17 protein-coding genes are annotated in these 16,193 nt (G+C 58.3%); 13 read left to right on the top strand and 4 right to left on the bottom strand.

Annotation, left to right across the window (positions count from 1 at the left end; all coding sequences use genetic code 11):
• Positions 1–81: 81 nt before the first annotated feature.
• Positions 82–1,023 (bottom strand): CAF17-like 4Fe-4S cluster assembly/insertion protein YgfZ, encoded by a 942-nt coding sequence (gene ygfZ, locus JSY17_RS04355; RefSeq protein ID WP_206400677.1) that lies wholly within the window; start codon positions 1,021–1,023, stop codon positions 82–84.
• 142 nt (positions 1,024–1,165) lie between these two features.
• Between ygfZ and JSY17_RS04360 the strand changes: the two genes are divergently transcribed.
• On the top strand, positions 1,166–1,420 hold the full coding sequence (locus JSY17_RS04360; protein WP_117165966.1) for an FAD assembly factor SdhE: 255 nt from the start codon (positions 1,166–1,168) through the stop codon (positions 1,418–1,420).
• Positions 1,404–1,868: a protein YgfX gene (locus JSY17_RS04365; RefSeq protein ID WP_117183840.1), complete on the top strand. Its 465-nt coding sequence runs from the start codon at positions 1,404–1,406 to the stop codon at positions 1,866–1,868. Before JSY17_RS04360 ends, JSY17_RS04365 begins: the two co-directional genes overlap by 17 nt.
• Here the strand turns inward: JSY17_RS04365 and nadB are convergent.
• A complete protein-coding gene (gene nadB, locus JSY17_RS04370) occupies positions 1,837–3,453 on the bottom strand; it encodes an L-aspartate oxidase (protein WP_201012748.1) in 1,617 nt (538 codons plus the stop codon). The genes JSY17_RS04365 and nadB overlap by 32 nt on opposite strands.
• A gap of 585 nt (positions 3,454–4,038) precedes the next feature.
• Between nadB and rpoE the strand changes: the two genes are divergently transcribed.
• The 11 genes from rpoE to pdxJ all read left to right on the top strand — a co-directional run bounded on the left by rpoE (position 4,039) and on the right by pdxJ (position 14,396).
• Positions 4,039–4,620 (top strand): RNA polymerase sigma factor RpoE, encoded by a 582-nt coding sequence (gene rpoE, locus JSY17_RS04375; protein ID WP_002554912.1) that lies wholly within the window; start codon positions 4,039–4,041, stop codon positions 4,618–4,620.
• Positions 4,621–4,652: 32 nt separating this feature from the next.
• A complete protein-coding gene (locus JSY17_RS04380; protein WP_025261578.1) occupies positions 4,653–5,243 on the top strand; it encodes an RseA family anti-sigma factor in 591 nt (196 codons plus the stop codon).
• Positions 5,244–5,251: 8 nt separating this feature from the next.
• The gene (locus JSY17_RS04385; protein ID WP_206400685.1) at positions 5,252–6,208 is read left to right on the top strand and encodes a MucB/RseB C-terminal domain-containing protein; all 957 of its coding nucleotides are present in this window, start codon (positions 5,252–5,254) and stop codon (positions 6,206–6,208) included.
• Between the two features lie 358 nt (positions 6,209–6,566).
• Positions 6,567–7,949, top strand: coding sequence for a DegQ family serine endoprotease (locus JSY17_RS04390; RefSeq protein ID WP_232849277.1), 1,383 nt, complete (start codon positions 6,567–6,569; stop codon positions 7,947–7,949).
• A 171-nt stretch (positions 7,950–8,120) separates the two neighbouring features.
• Positions 8,121–9,917, top strand: a complete 1,797-nt coding sequence (gene lepA / locus JSY17_RS04395; RefSeq protein ID WP_117165971.1) for a translation elongation factor 4 — start codon at positions 8,121–8,123, stop codon at positions 9,915–9,917.
• Between the two features lie 9 nt (positions 9,918–9,926).
• Positions 9,927–10,781, top strand: a complete 855-nt coding sequence (gene lepB, locus JSY17_RS04400; RefSeq protein ID WP_117165972.1) for a signal peptidase I — start codon at positions 9,927–9,929, stop codon at positions 10,779–10,781.
• 116 nt (positions 10,782–10,897) lie between these two features.
• On the top strand, positions 10,898–11,275 hold the full coding sequence (locus JSY17_RS04405; protein ID WP_117183831.1) for a DUF4845 domain-containing protein: 378 nt from the start codon (positions 10,898–10,900) through the stop codon (positions 11,273–11,275).
• On the top strand, positions 11,272–11,961 hold the full coding sequence (gene rnc / locus JSY17_RS04410; protein ID WP_117183829.1) for a ribonuclease III: 690 nt from the start codon (positions 11,272–11,274) through the stop codon (positions 11,959–11,961). The genes JSY17_RS04405 and rnc overlap by 4 nt, the downstream gene beginning before the upstream one ends.
• A complete protein-coding gene (era, locus tag JSY17_RS04415; RefSeq protein ID WP_095068607.1) occupies positions 11,954–12,856 on the top strand; it encodes a GTPase Era in 903 nt (300 codons plus the stop codon). The genes rnc and era overlap by 8 nt, the downstream gene beginning before the upstream one ends.
• 65 nt (positions 12,857–12,921) lie before the next feature.
• Positions 12,922–13,605 (top strand): DNA repair protein RecO, encoded by a 684-nt coding sequence (gene recO, locus JSY17_RS04420; RefSeq protein WP_206400686.1) that lies wholly within the window; start codon positions 12,922–12,924, stop codon positions 13,603–13,605.
• Between the two features lie 50 nt (positions 13,606–13,655).
• Positions 13,656–14,396 carry a pyridoxine 5'-phosphate synthase gene (pdxJ, locus tag JSY17_RS04425; protein WP_117165975.1) on the top strand — a complete coding sequence of 247 codons (741 nt, stop codon included), beginning with the start codon at positions 13,656–13,658 and terminating at the stop codon, positions 14,394–14,396.
• 62 nt (positions 14,397–14,458) lie between these two features.
• On the opposite strand, the gene cmoB is transcribed toward pdxJ, so the two are convergent.
• Both cmoB and cmoA read right to left on the bottom strand, forming a co-directional pair.
• The gene (cmoB, locus tag JSY17_RS04430; RefSeq protein WP_117185030.1) at positions 14,459–15,418 is read right to left on the bottom strand and encodes a tRNA 5-methoxyuridine(34)/uridine 5-oxyacetic acid(34) synthase CmoB; all 960 of its coding nucleotides are present in this window, start codon (positions 15,416–15,418) and stop codon (positions 14,459–14,461) included.
• The gene (cmoA, locus tag JSY17_RS04435) at positions 15,415–16,158 is read right to left on the bottom strand and encodes a carboxy-S-adenosyl-L-methionine synthase CmoA (RefSeq protein WP_206400693.1); all 744 of its coding nucleotides are present in this window, start codon (positions 16,156–16,158) and stop codon (positions 15,415–15,417) included. Before cmoA ends, cmoB begins: the two co-directional genes overlap by 4 nt.
• Positions 16,159–16,193: the final 35 nt, after the last annotated feature.

Below are 16,193 nucleotides of genomic sequence, written 5' to 3' on the forward strand. Positions count from 1 at the left end.
GAGCCGCCTGGCGCCGTGTGGGCGTCAGGAGGCCGGATGACTTTTGTGACAGTTGTAGCGCGCGGGTGTTCGCTGCAGGATTTAACGCTGGGTTTCGAGCTTGCTGTCCAGGGTGTAGGGCAGTTCGCTCAATTGCAGGGTTGGTCCGTCTGGCGAGCCGAGATGAAGGTCGCCGCTTTCAGCGGCATCGGCTTGCAATACCGCCAGCAGTTCGATGCCTTGTTCGGCACTGGCTGCGATAACGACATTACCTACGGCGCTGTTGTGTACGGGAGAGAACAGTGCCGTGCCGGGTTCTGGAAGTTCGCTGGCCTCAAGCGTAAGGCGATAAAGCCTGCGCTTGAGTTTGCCAAGATACTGCATGCGGGCGACGATTTCCTGGCCGGTGTAGCAGCCTTTCTTGAAGCTGACGCCGCCGACGGCCTGCAGATTGATCATCTGCGGGATGAATTCTTCGCGAGTATTGCCCACGACCTGACCGATACCGGCGCGGATCTGGCCCAGAAGCCAGTCATTGAGCGGGCCTTCGGGCAACTGGGCGGCCAGCCGTGACTTCACATCGTCTGCCTGTTCGGCACGAACCCAGAGTTCGGCGCGGGCAGGGGACACACGAATGGCCAGCAAGTCGTTGGCGCGTACCAGTGCGTCGGTCTCTTGAGGCAGGTCCAGCCCGAGGCTGACCAGGGCACCGTCGCCATCCTGCAGACCGAAACGCACCCAGGCGCTGCTCTCGTCGGTCAGTTTGGACTTGGAGAAGACCGCATATTTTTTCAGGTCCAGCAATTGCGGCTCGATCAGCTCGCTGGCCATCGCCAGCAGGCAGCCATCGCCTTCAAGCACAATGCGGAAACTCGACTGCATGCGGCCTTTTTGAGTGCAGCGGGCACCCAGGCTGGATTTGCCGTCGTTGAGGTAGTTGAGGTTGCAGGTCAATTGACCTTGCAGGAATTTGCTGGCATCCACGCCGCGAACGGCAAGAATGCCCTCATGGGATAGCGTGCTGAAGAAAGCTGAGTGTGCCATGGTCATCGCAAGAGGAAAAAGTCTGGGGCACATCATAGTGCCGAGTCGTGAATATGGGTATATGAAAACTGCTGCGACCATTGGGCAATTCGCTCAACCGGCTCGCGCCTGTATACTCGCGGCCTATTTTGAGGAGCGCTCCATGGTCGAAGACGTCGAACTCAACCGCCTTTATTGGCACAGCCGCCGCGGCATGCTTGAACTGGACGTACTGCTGGTACCGTTTGTCCGGGAAGTCTACCCGCAATTGAATCAGGAAGATCGTGAGCTTTATCGTCGCCTGCTCACTTGCGAGGATCAGGACATGTTCGGCTGGTTCATGCAACGCGCCGAGTCGGAAGATCCCGAGTTGCAGCGCATGGTTCGCATGATTCTGGACCGTGTCCAGCCCAAGTGACGGCTTCGAGTGCCACTGGCAGGCTTCGCGCCTGCTGCTGGCCGGGTATCTGAGCGTTCAGTCACTGGCGCTCGCTGCCCTGTTCTGGCTCGATATTCCCGGCTGGGCTTCTGTATCTGGCGTTGTGCTGTGTCTTGTCCATGGGTTGTGGGTCGTTCCACGGTCGATTCTGCTCAGTCACCGTTCGGCAGTGACGGCCTTGCGACGTGATCGCAAGGGATGGCAATTGTGGAGCGAACAGGAGGGCTGGCAGCCCGTGCAGCTCTGTCGCGACAGCCTGGCTTTGCCGTGGATCGTCATTTTGCGCTTTCGTCCCGTAAAAGAGGGGCGAGTGGCGCGCTATGTGAAAAGCATCTGCATCCCGCGTGACGCGCTGACGCCGGATACCCACCGACGCCTGCGCGTACGCTTGAAATTCAGTTCGCGTAGGTGGGCGGTACCAGAATAGTGTCCAGGGCCTGGGGCAGCATGTCCGGGTAATCCAGGGTGTAATGCAGGCCGCGGCTTTCCTTGCGCTCCATGGCCGAGCGGATCATCAGTTCAGCCACCTGTGCCAGGTTGCGCAGTTCGATCAGATCGCGGCTGACTTTGTAATTGCTGTAGAACTCATCGATCTCATCGAGCAGCAGGCGAACCCGGTGCTGGGCGCGTTGCAGGCGCTTGTTGGTGCGCACGATGCCGACGTAGTCCCACATGAAGCGCCGCAACTCGTCCCAGTTGTGCGCAATGATCACGTCTTCGTCCGAATCGGTCACCTGACTGGCATCCCAGGCGGGCAGGTTGTCCGGCATCTGGATATCGGTCAGTTGCTTCTCGATGTCCGCCGCTGCCGAGCGTGCGTAGACAAAGCATTCGAGCAGCGAGTTGCTGGCCATGCGGTTTGCGCCGTGCAGGCCGGTGAAGCTGGTCTCGCCAATGGCGTACAGGCCGGGCACGTCGGTGCGTCCCTTGTTATCGACCATCACGCCGCCGCACGTGTAATGCGCGGCCGGCACTACCGGGATCGGTTGTCGGGTGATGTCGATGGAGAATTCCAGGCAGCGCTCGTAGACCGTCGGGAAGTGGCTCTTGATGAAGGCTTCAGGCTTGTGGCTGATGTCCAGGTAGACGCAATCGATGCCCAGGCGCTTCATTTCATGGTCGATGGCCCGGGCGACGATGTCCCGTGGGGCCAGTTCGGCGCGCTCATCGAAGCGCGGCATGAAGCGTTCGCCGTTGGGCAGCTTGAGATACGCGCCTTCACCCCGTAACGCTTCGGTGATCAGAAAACTCTTGGCCTGCGGGTGATACAGGCAGGTCGGGTGAAACTGGTTGAATTCCAGGTTGGCGACCCGGCAGCCCGAGCGCCAGGCCATGGCGATGCCGTCGCCACAGGCGCCGTCCGGGTTGCTGGTATAGAGGTAGACCTTTGCTGCGCCACCCGAGGCCAGAATGGTGAAGCGGGCACCGTAGGTGTCGACTTCTCCGGTCTTGCGGTTGAGTACGTAGGCGCCCAGGCAGCGCTGGCCTGTCAGGCCCAGGCGTCGCTCGGTGATCAGGTCGATGGCGGCACGCTGATCCAGCAGTTCGATATTCGGGCGTTTGCTGGCCTGTTCGAACAGGGTCTTGAAAATTGCGGCTCCGGTCGCGTCGGCCGCGTGGATGATGCGGCGATGGCTGTGGCCGCCTTCGCGGGTCAGGTGGAATTCAAAACCGCTTTCTTCGTTGTCCGAGTATTCGCCGCGGGTGAACGGTACGCCCTGATCGATCAGCCACTGGATGGATTCACGGCTATGTTCGACCGTGAAACGCACCGCTTCTTCATTGCACAGGCCGCCACCGGCGTTGAGGGTGTCTTCGACATGAGACTGTACGGTGTCGGTGTCGTCGAGCACGGCCGCGACGCCACCCTGGGCCCAGAATGTAGAGCCATTGGCCAGATCGCCCTTGCTCAGGACCGCGATGCGCAAATGTTCGGGAAGGGTCAGCGCCAGACTCAATCCTGCCGCGCCGCTGCCAATCACCAGTACATCGTGCTGAAAATGTTGACTCATCTATGAATTCTGCCTTTGGCGGCCATCAGGTTCTGTGATTTCAACACGTTTTTACGCCGGGCCACGGATCGGGTTGCCAGGCTGGATTTTGCTCTGTCATGCAGTTCGTGCTGAAACGGCAACAGGCCCTAGTATAAGTAAGGGGGTATCGGCACAATAGCCTCGCCTTTATGGCAATGTGAGACTATTGCGGTGCAGGATTGTGCTCCAGTCCATGACGTCATGCATACCGTTTTCCATTGGGTCGGTTACCACGGCTGCGGCATTGGCCTGACCCGGGGGAAAGTGTCTTTCGCCTGCGATTGAAGCTTGGGAACTTTTAATGAGGCCTATGCTCAATAGCGGGTTGCCTATAAAGGAACAGCGCCGGTCTGCACCAAGTCGATCGATTATCGACAGTGGAGCTGGCGACAAGACTATTCACGCAGCCGACTATGTTCGAGCTGCGTTTTTCGTGCAGGCCATATCACTGTCTGCAGGAAACTTGCTTGGAAGGGGAGAACTTTTGCGAAAAGCCCGAGTCTATGTTTGCAAGCCTGAACAATGGTTGATGCAACACCCCTCCAGGCTCAACGAGGAGTGTTCATGCTAACCCAGGAAGAGGATCAGCAGCTTGTCGAGCGCGTTCAGCGCGGTGACACGCGAGCATTTGATCTGTTGGTGCTGAAATATCAGCACAAGATTCTAGGGTTGATCGTGCGATTCGTGCACGACACCCATGAGGCTCAAGACGTTGCACAGGAAGCCTTTATCAAGGCTTACCGTGCACTAGGCAACTTTCGCGGTGACAGCGCCTTTTATACATGGCTGTACCGTATCGCCATTAACACGGCGAAAAACTATCTGGTATCGCGCGGTCGGCGTCCACCGGATAGCGATGTAAGGTCTGAAGATGCGGAGTTCTACGATGGCGATCATGGCCTCAAGGACATCGAATCGCCAGAACGTGCATTGTTGAGGGATGAGATCGAGGGCACTGTCCATCGGACCATCCAGCTTCTCCCGGAAGATTTGCGCACTGCACTAACTTTGCGTGAATTCGATGGTCTGAGTTATGAAGACATTGCGAGCGTCATGCAATGTCCCGTTGGTACCGTGCGCTCCCGGATTTTCCGCGCTCGGGAAGCCATCGACAAAGCCCTGCAGCCGTTGTTGCAGGAATCCTGAGACAGCGGCGATAGCCAAGAGAGGAAACCGCCATGAGTCGTGAAGCCCTGCAGGAATCGCTGTCCGCAGTGATGGATAACGAAGCGGATGAGTTGGAATTACGTCGGGTACTGAATGCCATTGACGATGCCGAGACACGTGCCACATGGTCGCGTTACCAGGTAGCTCGTGCAGCCATGCATAAAGAGTTGCTGGTGCCTCATCTGGATATTTCGGCTGCTGTATCTGCCGCAATCGCCGATGAAGTCAGCCCGCTGAAGGTCGCTCGCGGCCCGTGGCGCACTCTGGGTCGTCTGGCCGTTGCCGCATCGGTAACTGTCGCCGTTCTGGCAGGTGTTCGTCTCTACAATCAGGACGAAATCGCCGGTGCCCAGTTGGCGCAGCAGGTTCAGCAGCCAGCCAATCTGTCCGTACCGCAGGTGAAAGGCCCGGCAGTTCTGGCCGGTTACACCGAGCCAACCGAGCAGACAGGCCCTATGGCCAATGGTGTCCTGCAAGGTCAGGCCGGTGAAGGCGATCAGCGTCTGCCTGGCTATCTGCGTCAACACGCTCAGGAAGCAGCGTTGAAAGGCACTGAAAGCGCGCTGCCCTATGCGCGTGCTGCAAGTCTGGAAAACCGTTAAGGAAGAGCATGCGAGCCGTCCCGCTATTACCGCTTTTGCTCGGTGGATGGCTTGCCCTTCCCGCGCATGCTGACGATGCGCAAGACATGTTCAAGCGTCTTGCGCAAGCCAACCAGCAGCAGAGCTACCAGGGTACCTTCGTTTACGAACGTAACGGCAGCTTCTCCACTCACCGTATCTGGCACAGTGTTGATAACGGTAAGGTCAGCGAGAGGCTGCTGCAGCTCGATGGTTCAGCTCAGGAAGTCTTGCGTGTTGACGGTCTGACACAATGTGTCAGTGGCACGCTTGTCTCAGGCGTTGCCAATCCCTCCGATTCGACTGCGCGTATTTTCGATACCCAAAAACTCTCGGCCTGGTACGACATGACGATTGTCGGCAAGTCCAGGGTTGCAGGTCGGGCGGCTACCATTGTGGCCATTACGCCCAAGGACCAGCATCGTTACGGTATCGAGTTGCATGTGGATAATGAAACCGGTCTGCCTTTGAAGTCACTTCTGTTGAGCGAAAAGGGGCAGTTGCTGGAGCGTTTCCAGTTTACCGAACTCGATACAGTCGCACCTTCCGCAGCGTCGCTGCAGCCCAGTTCCGATTGCAAGGCGGTGAGTGCTGTCAAGGCCAAGGCCGAGCATGCGAGCGCGCCTGTTGCATGGCGCTCCGATTGGCTGCCGCCCGGTTTCGAGCTCAGCAGCAGTGCCGCGCGCAAGGATCCTGCCTCGAAGGCGCTGGTCTCCAGCCTGATGTACAGCGATGGCCTGGCGCGCTTTTCCGTATTCATCGAATCGGTGAGCGAAGGCGCAACTACGGATATCCGTACCCAGTTGGGGCCTACGGTTGCCGTATCGCGCAGGCTCACCACGCCGCGTGGAGTGGTCATGGTGACGGTGGTCGGTGAGATTCCCATGGGGACCGCCGAACATGTAGCCCTGTCGATGCGCAGTGCCGATGTGCAGGCCAGCAAGTAGCTCTCGCTGGACGTGCCATCTTGGAAATGAAGTCAATGCCCGGGATGTATAAAAGGTTTCATCTTGGGCTCAATAACACGCCAGACCGCAGTTCACATGGCCTTGGGCAGGGATACTGAAATGTTTGGTGAGGTTTGCAAGTTGCAAAAACTCTCTTTTTTTTCTATAGGTCACAGCCTTGCAGCTCTGGCCTTTGTCGTTTCTGGGGCCGGAAAGCTGATCCAGGGATAGTGTCGCGTCCGAATGCGGCGCATGGTGTCTTTGATCAGTCGCTCTGTACTGCTTAACTTTGCTCGTTGTTAACGGGAGCCGTATGTCGATACCACGCTTGAAATCTTATGTTTCGCTGATTGCCGCCATGATGATGCTCGGCCAGGTCGCTGTGGCTCAGGCCGAGGACTTGCCGGATTTCACTGGACTGGTTGAACAGGCTTCGCCTGCGGTAGTGAATATCAGCACCCGTCAAAAAATGCCCGATCGTGCAATTGCCGGTCAGGTGCCCGATCTGGAAGGTCTGCCACCCATGCTGCGCGAGTTTCTCGAGCGCAGTATGCCGCCGGGGTCTCGTGCTCCTGGAAAGGGTGATCGCCAGCGCGAGGCCCAGTCGCTGGGTTCGGGCTTCATCATTTCCGGTGACGGTTATGTTCTGACCAATAACCATGTGATCGATGGCGCCGATGAAATCATCGTGCGTCTTTCCGATCGCAGTGAGCTGAAGGCCAAGCTGGTCGGTACCGATCCGCGCACCGACGTTGCTGTCCTGAAAATCGATGGCAAGAACCTGCCGACCGCCAAGCTGGGTAATTCCAACAAGCTGAAAGTGGGCGAGTGGGTACTGGCCATCGGCTCGCCGTTCGGCTTTGATCATTCGGTGACCAAGGGTATCGTCAGTGCCAAGGGCCGCAGCCTGCCGAACGATACCTATGTGCCGTTCATTCAGACCGACGTAGCGATCAACCCGGGTAACTCCGGTGGTCCGTTGTTCAACATGGCCGGTGAAGTCGTGGGTATCAACTCGCAGATTTTCACCCGCTCGGGTGGCTTCATGGGGCTGTCGTTCGCGATTCCGATCGACGTGGCCATGGATGTCGCCAATCAGCTCAAGGCCAACGGCAAGGTCAATCGTGGCTGGCTGGGTGTAGTGATCCAGGAGGTCAACAAGGACCTGGCCGAGTCCTTCGGGCTCGACAAGCCTGCCGGTGCTCTGGTTGCCCAGGTGCTTGAAGATGGCCCGGCGGCGAAGGGTGGTCTGCAGGTTGGTGATGTGATCCTCAGTGCCAACGGTCAGCCGATTGTGATGTCTGCCGACCTTCCGCACCTGATCGGCAACCTCAAGGACGGCAGCAAGGCCGAGCTTGAAGTGATCCGTGATGGCAAGCGCCAGAATCTGACCGTCACCGTCGGCGCACTGCCGGACGAAGGTCAGGAAATGGGCGCTGCCGGGCCGGGAGCCGAGCGCAGCAGCAATCGCCTGGGTGTTTCGGTGATCGAGCTGACCGCCGAGCAGAAGAAGAGCTTCGACCTCAAGGGCGGCGTGGTCATCAAGGAAGTGCAGGGTGGTCCGGCAGCCTTGATCGGTCTGCAACCAGGCGATGTCATCACTCACCTGAACAATCAGGCCATCGTTTCGGCGAAGCAGTTCACCGATGTGGCCAAGAGCCTGCCGAAGGATCGTTCCGTCTCCATGCGTGTTCTGCGCCAGGGTCGGGCGAGTTTCATTACCTTCAAACTGGCTGAGTAATCGACAGGTCTGACGAAAAGGGGCGGTAGATACCGCCCTTTTTTGTGGATGTCTGCCGGATGGGAATTGTTCTGTATAGCTCCGGGCGTGACGCCTCTTGCTTCCTTCAGGTACAATTCCCGGCTATTTTTCGGCGGGCAATCTGCCTGCAACCTTTTTGAGTGTTGATCCGTGAGTGATTTGAGTCATATCCGCAATTTCTCCATCATCGCCCACATTGACCATGGCAAGTCGACGCTGGCCGACCGCTTCATTCAAATGTGCGGTGGCCTGTCCGAGCGCGAAATGGAAGCGCAGGTCCTCGATTCCATGGATCTTGAGCGCGAGCGCGGGATCACCATCAAGGCCCACAGCGTAACCCTGTACTACAAGGCCAAAGACGGTAAGACCTACCAGCTGAACTTCATCGACACCCCGGGCCACGTGGACTTCACCTATGAGGTCAGCCGTTCCCTGGCGGCCTGTGAAGGCGCGCTGCTGGTGGTCGATGCCGGTCAGGGCGTGGAGGCACAGTCGGTTGCCAACTGCTACACCGCTATCGAGCAGGGCCTTGAGGTCATGCCGGTACTGAACAAGATGGACTTGCCGCAGGCCGATCCCGACCGCGTCAAGGAAGAGATCGAGAAGATCATCGGTATCGATGCCACCGATGCCGTGGCATGCAGTGCCAAGAGCGGCATGGGCGTCGACGAAGTGCTGGAGCGTCTGGTTACCACCATTCCTGCTCCCGAAGGCAATATCGAAGACCCGCTGCAGGCGTTGATCATCGACTCGTGGTTCGACAACTACCTGGGCGTTGTGTCTCTGGTGCGTGTGCGTCATGGCCGCGTCAAGAAAGGCGACAAGATTCTGGTCAAGTCCACCGGCAAGGTGCACCTGGTCGACAGCGTCGGCGTGTTCAACCCCAAGCACACTGCAACCGCAGACCTGAAAGCCGGTGAAGTGGGCTTCATCATTGCGGGCATCAAGGACATTCATGGTGCTCCGGTCGGTGACACCCTGACCCTGAGTTCCACTCCCGATGTCGACGTGCTGCCAGGCTTCAAGCGCATTCAGCCTCAGGTCTACGCCGGCCTGTTCCCGGTCAGTTCGGACGATTTCGAGGACTTCCGCGAAGCGCTGCAAAAGCTGACGCTCAACGACTCTTCGCTGCAGTACCTGCCGGAAAGCTCCGATGCCCTGGGCTTCGGCTTCCGTTGCGGCTTCCTGGGCATGCTCCACATGGAGATCATCCAGGAGCGCCTGGAGCGCGAATACGACCTCGACCTGATTACCACTGCGCCAACGGTAATTTTCGAGCTGCAGCTCAAGAACGGTGAAACGATTTACGTCGACAACCCGTCCAAGCTTCCTGACCTGTCCGCGATCGAGGACATGCGTGAACCGATCGTGCGGGCCAATATTCTTGTGCCTCAGGAGCACCTGGGCAACGTCATTACGCTGTGCATCGAGAAGCGTGGCGTACAGCACGACATGTTGTTCCTGGGTACCCAGGTTCAGGTGAGCTATGACCTGCCGATGAACGAAGTTGTTCTGGACTTCTTCGATCGTCTCAAGTCTGTCAGCCGTGGCTATGCTTCGCTGGATTATCATTTCGATCGTTACCAGTCTGCCAATCTGGTCAAGCTCGATGTGTTGATCAATGGCGAGAAGGTCGACGCCCTGGCGTTGATCGTGCACCGTGACAACGCGCACTACAAAGGGCGTGCGTTGACCGAGAAAATGAAAGAACTGATTCCGCGGCAGATGTTCGATGTGGCAATTCAGGCTGCCATTGGTGGTCAGATTGTGGCGCGTACAACCGTCAAGGCACTTAGAAAGAACGTACTGGCCAAATGTTATGGCGGCGACGTGAGCCGTAAGCGCAAGCTGCTTGAGAAACAGAAGGCCGGTAAGAAACGCATGAAGCAGGTCGGCAACGTGGAAATTCCACAGGAAGCTTTCCTTGCAGTGCTCAGGTTGGAATAGTCAGGTCCTATGTCACTAAATTTCCCGCTGTTGTTGGTCATCGCAGTCTTTGTCTGTGGCGTGCTCGCACTGATCGATCTGGTTTTCCTGGCGCCTCGTCGCCGGGCCGCCATTGCGACCTATCAGGGCAGTGTCAGTCAGCCGGACATCGCGGTTGTTGAGCAATTGAACAAAGAGCCTTTGCTGGTCGAATACGGCAAATCGTTCTTCCCGGTGCTGTTTCTCGTGCTGGTGCTCCGTTCGTTTCTGGTCGAACCCTTCCAGATTCCTTCGGGCTCCATGAAACCGACGCTGGAGGTGGGTGATTTCATCCTGGTCAACAAGTTCTCCTACGGCATCCGTCTGCCGGTGCTGGATCAGAAAGTGATCCAGATCGGCGACCCGAAGCGTGGCGACGTCATGGTGTTTCGCTACCCGAGCGACCCGAGCGTCAACTACATCAAGCGTGTAGTGGGCCTGCCGGGCGATCACATCCGCTACACCAGCGACAAGCGTCTGTTCGTCAATGGCGAGCTGGTTGCCAAGAAGCTGATCGGCAGCGAGCCGGGTACTCTGGGCAGTGCCGAGCTGTATGAAGAGCTGCTGGGCGATGTCGAGCACCAGATCCGTCAGGAAATGAGCCGCTACCGTGCACCGCCTGACAGCGAGTGGACTGTGCCGGCCGCCCATTACTTCATGATGGGTGACAACCGCGACAACTCCAATGACAGCCGTTACTGGGACGATCCGAACATTCCCAAGGACGAGCTGGGCATGGTTCCCGACAAGAACATCGTCGGCAAGGCGTTTGCTGTCTGGATGAGCTGGCCCGAGCCCAAGCTCAGCCACTTCCCTAACTTTTCCCGTGTAGGGCTGATCAAGTAATCAATGCGGCGCTGCTAGAACAGCGCCGTATCTCATTTGGGCTGGCCCGAAACGCTTCCGGTCGACAAGACATGTCGGTTGCGTGAACGGGCTATCCTTGGGGTCGAGGTCGAAACATGACGTTTTCCGCTTCTCAGAAAGGTTTGTCGTTCGTGGGGTGGCTGATTGCGCTGGCGTTTGTCGCATTTGTGACCAGCACGGCTTTCAAGCTGATTCCGCACTATCTTGACTACATGTCGATGAAGAAGATCATCGAGTCGGTCGAGAGCAATCAGGCCCTGGATATCACCACGGTCGACGATTTTTACAGTTATGTCGGTAAGAACATGCAGGTCAACAATATTCGGGATGTGGATTTGAACAATGCTTTAAAGGTGGCGGTGCAGAACGGCAAGTTCAGCGCCCATTTGAAATATGAACAGCGTGAGCCGTTGATCCAGAATATCGATCTGGTGATGAAGTTCGATCAGCAATTCAGCGTGGGTAAACTGTGAGCGTATCCTTGAGCCGCCTTGAGCGTCAGCTCGGCTATACCTTCAAGGATCAGGAACTGATGATCCTGGCCCTGACTCACCGCAGCTTTGCTGGCCGCAACAATGAGCGTCTGGAGTTCCTGGGGGATGCGATCCTCAACTTCGTGGCCGGTGAAGCCCTGTTCGAGCGCTTCCCGCAGGCCCGCGAAGGCCAGTTGTCGCGGTTGCGCGCACGTCTGGTGAAAGGGGAGACCCTGGCATTGCTGGCCCGTGGTTTCGATCTGGGCGAATATCTGCGCCTTGGCTCCGGTGAATTGAAAAGTGGCGGTTTCCGTCGCGAGTCGATTCTGGCCGATGCCCTTGAAGCCTTGATCGGTGCCATCTATCTCGACTCGGGGATGGAAGTTGCGCGTGAGCGGGTCCTGGCCTGGCTGACCAACGAGTTCGACAGTCTGACTCTGGTCGATACCAACAAGGACCCGAAAACCAGACTGCAGGAATTTCTCCAGTCCCGTGCCTGTGAGTTGCCGCGTTACGAAGTGGTGGATATCCAGGGCGAACCGCATTGCCGGACGTTTTTCGTCGAATGCGAGATCACCTTATTGAATGAAAAGAGTCGAGGTCAGGGTGTCAGTCGTCGCATTGCCGAACAGGTAGCCGCGGCCGCAGCACTGATTGCCCTGGGCGTGGAGAACGGTAATGACTGATACAACTGCAACTCGCTGTGGCTATGTTGCCATCGTCGGCCGCCCCAACGTAGGCAAGTCCACGCTGCTCAACCACATTCTTGGCCAGAAGCTGGCGATCACCTCGCGCAAGCCGCAGACCACCCGTCACAACATGCTGGGTATCAAGACCGAGGGTGCCGTGCAGGCGATCTATGTCGATACCCCCGGCATGCACAAGAACAGCGAAAAAGCGCTCAACCGCTACATGAACAAGACCGCTTCGGCTGCCTTGAAAGATGTCGATGTCGTGATCTTCGTGGTTGACCGCACCCGCTGGACCGACGAAGACCAGATGGTGCTGGAGCGTGTCCAGTACGTGCAGGGTCCTGTCATCCTGGCGATCAACAAGACCGATCGCATCGAAGACAAGGGCGAGCTGATGCCGCATCTGGAATGGCTGCAGGGTCAGTTGCCCAATGCGTCCATCGTGCCGATTTCTGCGCAGCACGGGCATAATCTCGACGCGCTGGAAGGCCTGATTGCTTCCCATCTGCCGGAAAACGATCACTTCTTCCCGGAAGACCAGATTACCGACCGCAGCAGCCGCTTCCTGGCTGCCGAACTGGTTCGCGAGAAAATCATGCGCCAGCTGGGTGCCGAGCTTCCGTACCAGATCACCGTCGAAATCGAAGAGTTCAAGCAGCAGGGGCGGACCTTGCATATCCACGCCCTGATTCTTGTTGAGCGTGACGGTCAGAAGAAAATCATCATTGGCGACAAGGGTGAGCGGATCAAGCGTATCGGCAGCGACGCCCGTCGCGACATGGAGCTGCTGTTCGATTCCAAGGTCATGCTCAACCTGTGGGTCAAGGTCAAGGGTGGCTGGTCCGACGATGAGCGCGCCTTGCGTTCATTGGGTTACGGCGACCTGTAAGTGTTTCTGTCACCCGGTCATGATTTTCGTGACCGGGTGAATCTCCTTTCTTCCGAGCCATCCCGATGAGCACGCCAACCGGCCAACTTGCTTATGTGCTTCACAGCCGGGCCTATCGCGAAAACAGCGCTCTGGTCGACTTCCTCACCCCTCAAGGCCGTTTGCGCGCCGTGCTGCGTAATGCTCGGGGCAAGGCCGGTACGCTGGCGCGTCCTTTCGTCCCTCTTGAGGCCGAGTTTCGCGGGCGTGGCGAGCTCAAGAATGTCGGGCGCATGGAAGGTGCCGGGGTTGCCGTCTGGCTGTCCGGCGAAGCCTTGTTCAGCGGCATCTACCTCAACGAACTGCTGATTCGTCTGTTGCCGTCCGAAGATCCTCATCCCGCCGTTTTCGACCACTATGCCGCGACCCTGACGGCCTTGGCACAGGGGCGTCCTCTTGAGCCTCTGTTGCGTTCGTTCGAGTGGCGATTGCTGGATGATCTGGGCTATGGCTTTGCGCTGGATGTGGATATCAATGGTGATCCTCTTGCTGCGGATGGTTTGTACCGTTTGCAAGTGGATGCGGGGCTGGAACGGGTCTATCTGTTGCAGCCCGGCCTGTTTCAGGGCGTCGAGCTGTTGGCCATGGCCGAGGCCGACTGGAGCGCTCCGGGTGCGCTGTCTGCCGCCAAGCGCCTGATGCGCCAGGCATTGGCCGTGCATCTGGGCGGCCGTCCCTTAGTGAGTCGTGAACTGTTTCGCAAGCCGTGAACAGGCTTTATGCTCTGCGGCCTGCTTCGATCAAATTTCAGGAGACATCCGTGACCCAAAGCACTCGCATCCTTCTTGGCGTGAACATCGACCACGTTGCCACCTTGCGTCAGGCTCGCGGTACGCGTTATCCCGATCCGGTGAAAGCCGCGCTGGATGCCGAAGAGGCGGGTGCGGATGGCATCACTGTGCATTTGCGTGAGGACCGTCGGCATATCCAGGATCGCGACGTCTTGCTGCTCAAGGACGTGTTGCAGACACGCATGAATTTCGAGATGGGCGTGACCGAAGAAATGCTCGCCTTTGCCGAGCGTATTCGTCCGGCCCATGTATGCCTGGTGCCGGAAACCCGCCAGGAACTGACCACCGAAGGCGGCCTGGATGTGGCCGGGCAGGAAGAGCGGATCAGGGCGGCGGTCGAGCGCTTGGCGAAGATCGGCTGTGAAGTCTCGCTGTTCATCGATGCCGACGAGCAGCAGATTGCTGCCTCAAAGCGCGTCGGTGCTCCGGCCATCGAACTGCATACCGGCCGCTACGCCGATGCGCAGACGCCGTCTGAAGTCGCCGAAGAGCTCAAGCGCATTGCCGATGGCGTGGCTTTTGGTGTGGCTCAGGGGCTGATCGTCAATGCCGGTCACGGTCTGCATTATCACAACGTCGAAGCGGTGGCTGCGATCAAGGGTATCAACGAGCTGAACATCGGCCATGCGCTGGTGGCGCATGCCTTGTTCGTAGGATTCAAGGCTGCAGTGGCCGAGATGAAGGCGTTGATTGTGGCAGCAGCGAAGTAAGCCTTTCGCGGATGAATCAGCTCCCACACCAATGGTGCTGGCACTGATTCATCCGCAAAAGATCAGGGCTTGCGCCCGACAATCACGGCGCGCATCGGCGCAGGCAGGCCTTCAATGGTGCGGCTGTGATCGGTCGGATCGAGAAAGTCGCCCAGCGACTGATAACGCATCCACTCGGTGCTGCGCTGCTCCTGCACGGTGGTGGTGCTGACATCGACGCAACGGACATCGACGAATCCGGCGCGTCGCAGCCACAGTTCCAGTGCTGGTACTGACGGCAGGAACCACACGTTGCGCATCTGCGCATAGCGATCTTCCGGGACCAGCACTTGCTGCGCATCGCCCGGCACCACCAGGGTTTCCATGACCAGTTCACCGCCTTTGACCAGGCAGTCTTTCAAGGCCAGCAGATGGTCGACAGGCGATTTGCGGTGATACAGCACGCCCATGGAAAAAACGGTATCGAAGCCTTCGAGGTTGGCGGGCAGATCTTCCAGAGCAAAGGGCAGGTGCCAGGCTGGCAGGTCTGGCAGATAGCGCTGCATGGCCTGGAACTGGCAGAAAAACAGCCAGTTAGGGTCCACGCCAATCACGCTCTCTGCTCCGGCGCCCAGCATGCGCCACTGGTAATAGCCGTTGCCGCAGCCCACATCGAGGATGCGTTTGCCCTTGAGATCCAGATGTGGCGAAACACGGGACCATTTCCAGTCCGAGCGCCATTCGGTATCGACATGCACGCCGAATACATCGAACGGCCCCTTGCGCCAGGGTGACAGGCCCATCAGGGCCTGACGCAGACGGGTGCGGGTTTCGTCGTCACACTCGACTTCCAGAGTAAAGCTGTCGGCCAGCTCGACATGTTTCGCCGTCAGTGGGGGCAAGGCATCCAGCGCACTTTGCCAGCGTTGCAGATCGCCGTGCCCCTTGGCCATCTTGGTGTCGAGTTGTGCCTGCAGGCCATTGGCCCATTCAGCCAGTGGCGTGCCTGCAAGGCGGCGAACGAGTGGAGCGAGATCAATCATGGCAAGGCAATCAACGAGGCAAAGTTAAGGCATTGGAACCAGGGGACGACCTTGGAGAACCCCGCGGCCAGCAGGCGTTGGCGGTGTTCTTCAAGGCTGTCGGGTTTCATGACGTTTTCGATGGCGCTGCGCTTCTGGGCTATTTCCAGATCGCTGTAGCCGTTGGCGCGCTTGAAGGCGATATGCAGGTCGGTCAGCAGGGCATGTTCCTGCTCGTCGCTGAAGCGCAGCTTTTCCGAGAGAATCAGGGCGCCGCCTGGCACCAGCGCCTGGCGAATGCTGGTCAACAACGACAGGCGTTGTTCCGGGGCGATGAACTGCAGGGTGAAGTTCAGGGCCACCACTGAGGCGGGCTGGAACTGCAACGCCAGAATGTCGCCTTCGATCACCTCGACCGGCAGCAACTCCTGAAACATGGAGTTCTGTGCATTGAGGTATTCACGGCAGCGTTCGACCATCGCTGCCGAATTGTCCACCGCGATGACCTTGCAGCCTTCGCTGCGCACATGGCGGCGCAGGGCCTGAGTCACGGCACCGAGCGAACTGCCAAGGTCATACAGAACGGTATCGGGGCGGGCGAACTGTGCCGCCAGCACGCCCAGATTCTCGACAATGGTCGGATAGCCGGGCACCGAGCGCTTGATCATGTCAGGAAAGACCCGAACCACATCCTCGTTGAAGGCGAAGTCAGGCACCTGAGCCAATGGCTGGGCGAAAATGCGGTCGGGTTCTTTGCTCACGGCGGTTCCGGCGAAGGCTTTGAAAGGCGGGCATT

It is taken from the genome of Pseudomonas capsici (assembly GCF_017165765.1).
GTDB lineage: Bacteria > Pseudomonadota > Gammaproteobacteria > Pseudomonadales > Pseudomonadaceae > Aquipseudomonas > Aquipseudomonas capsici.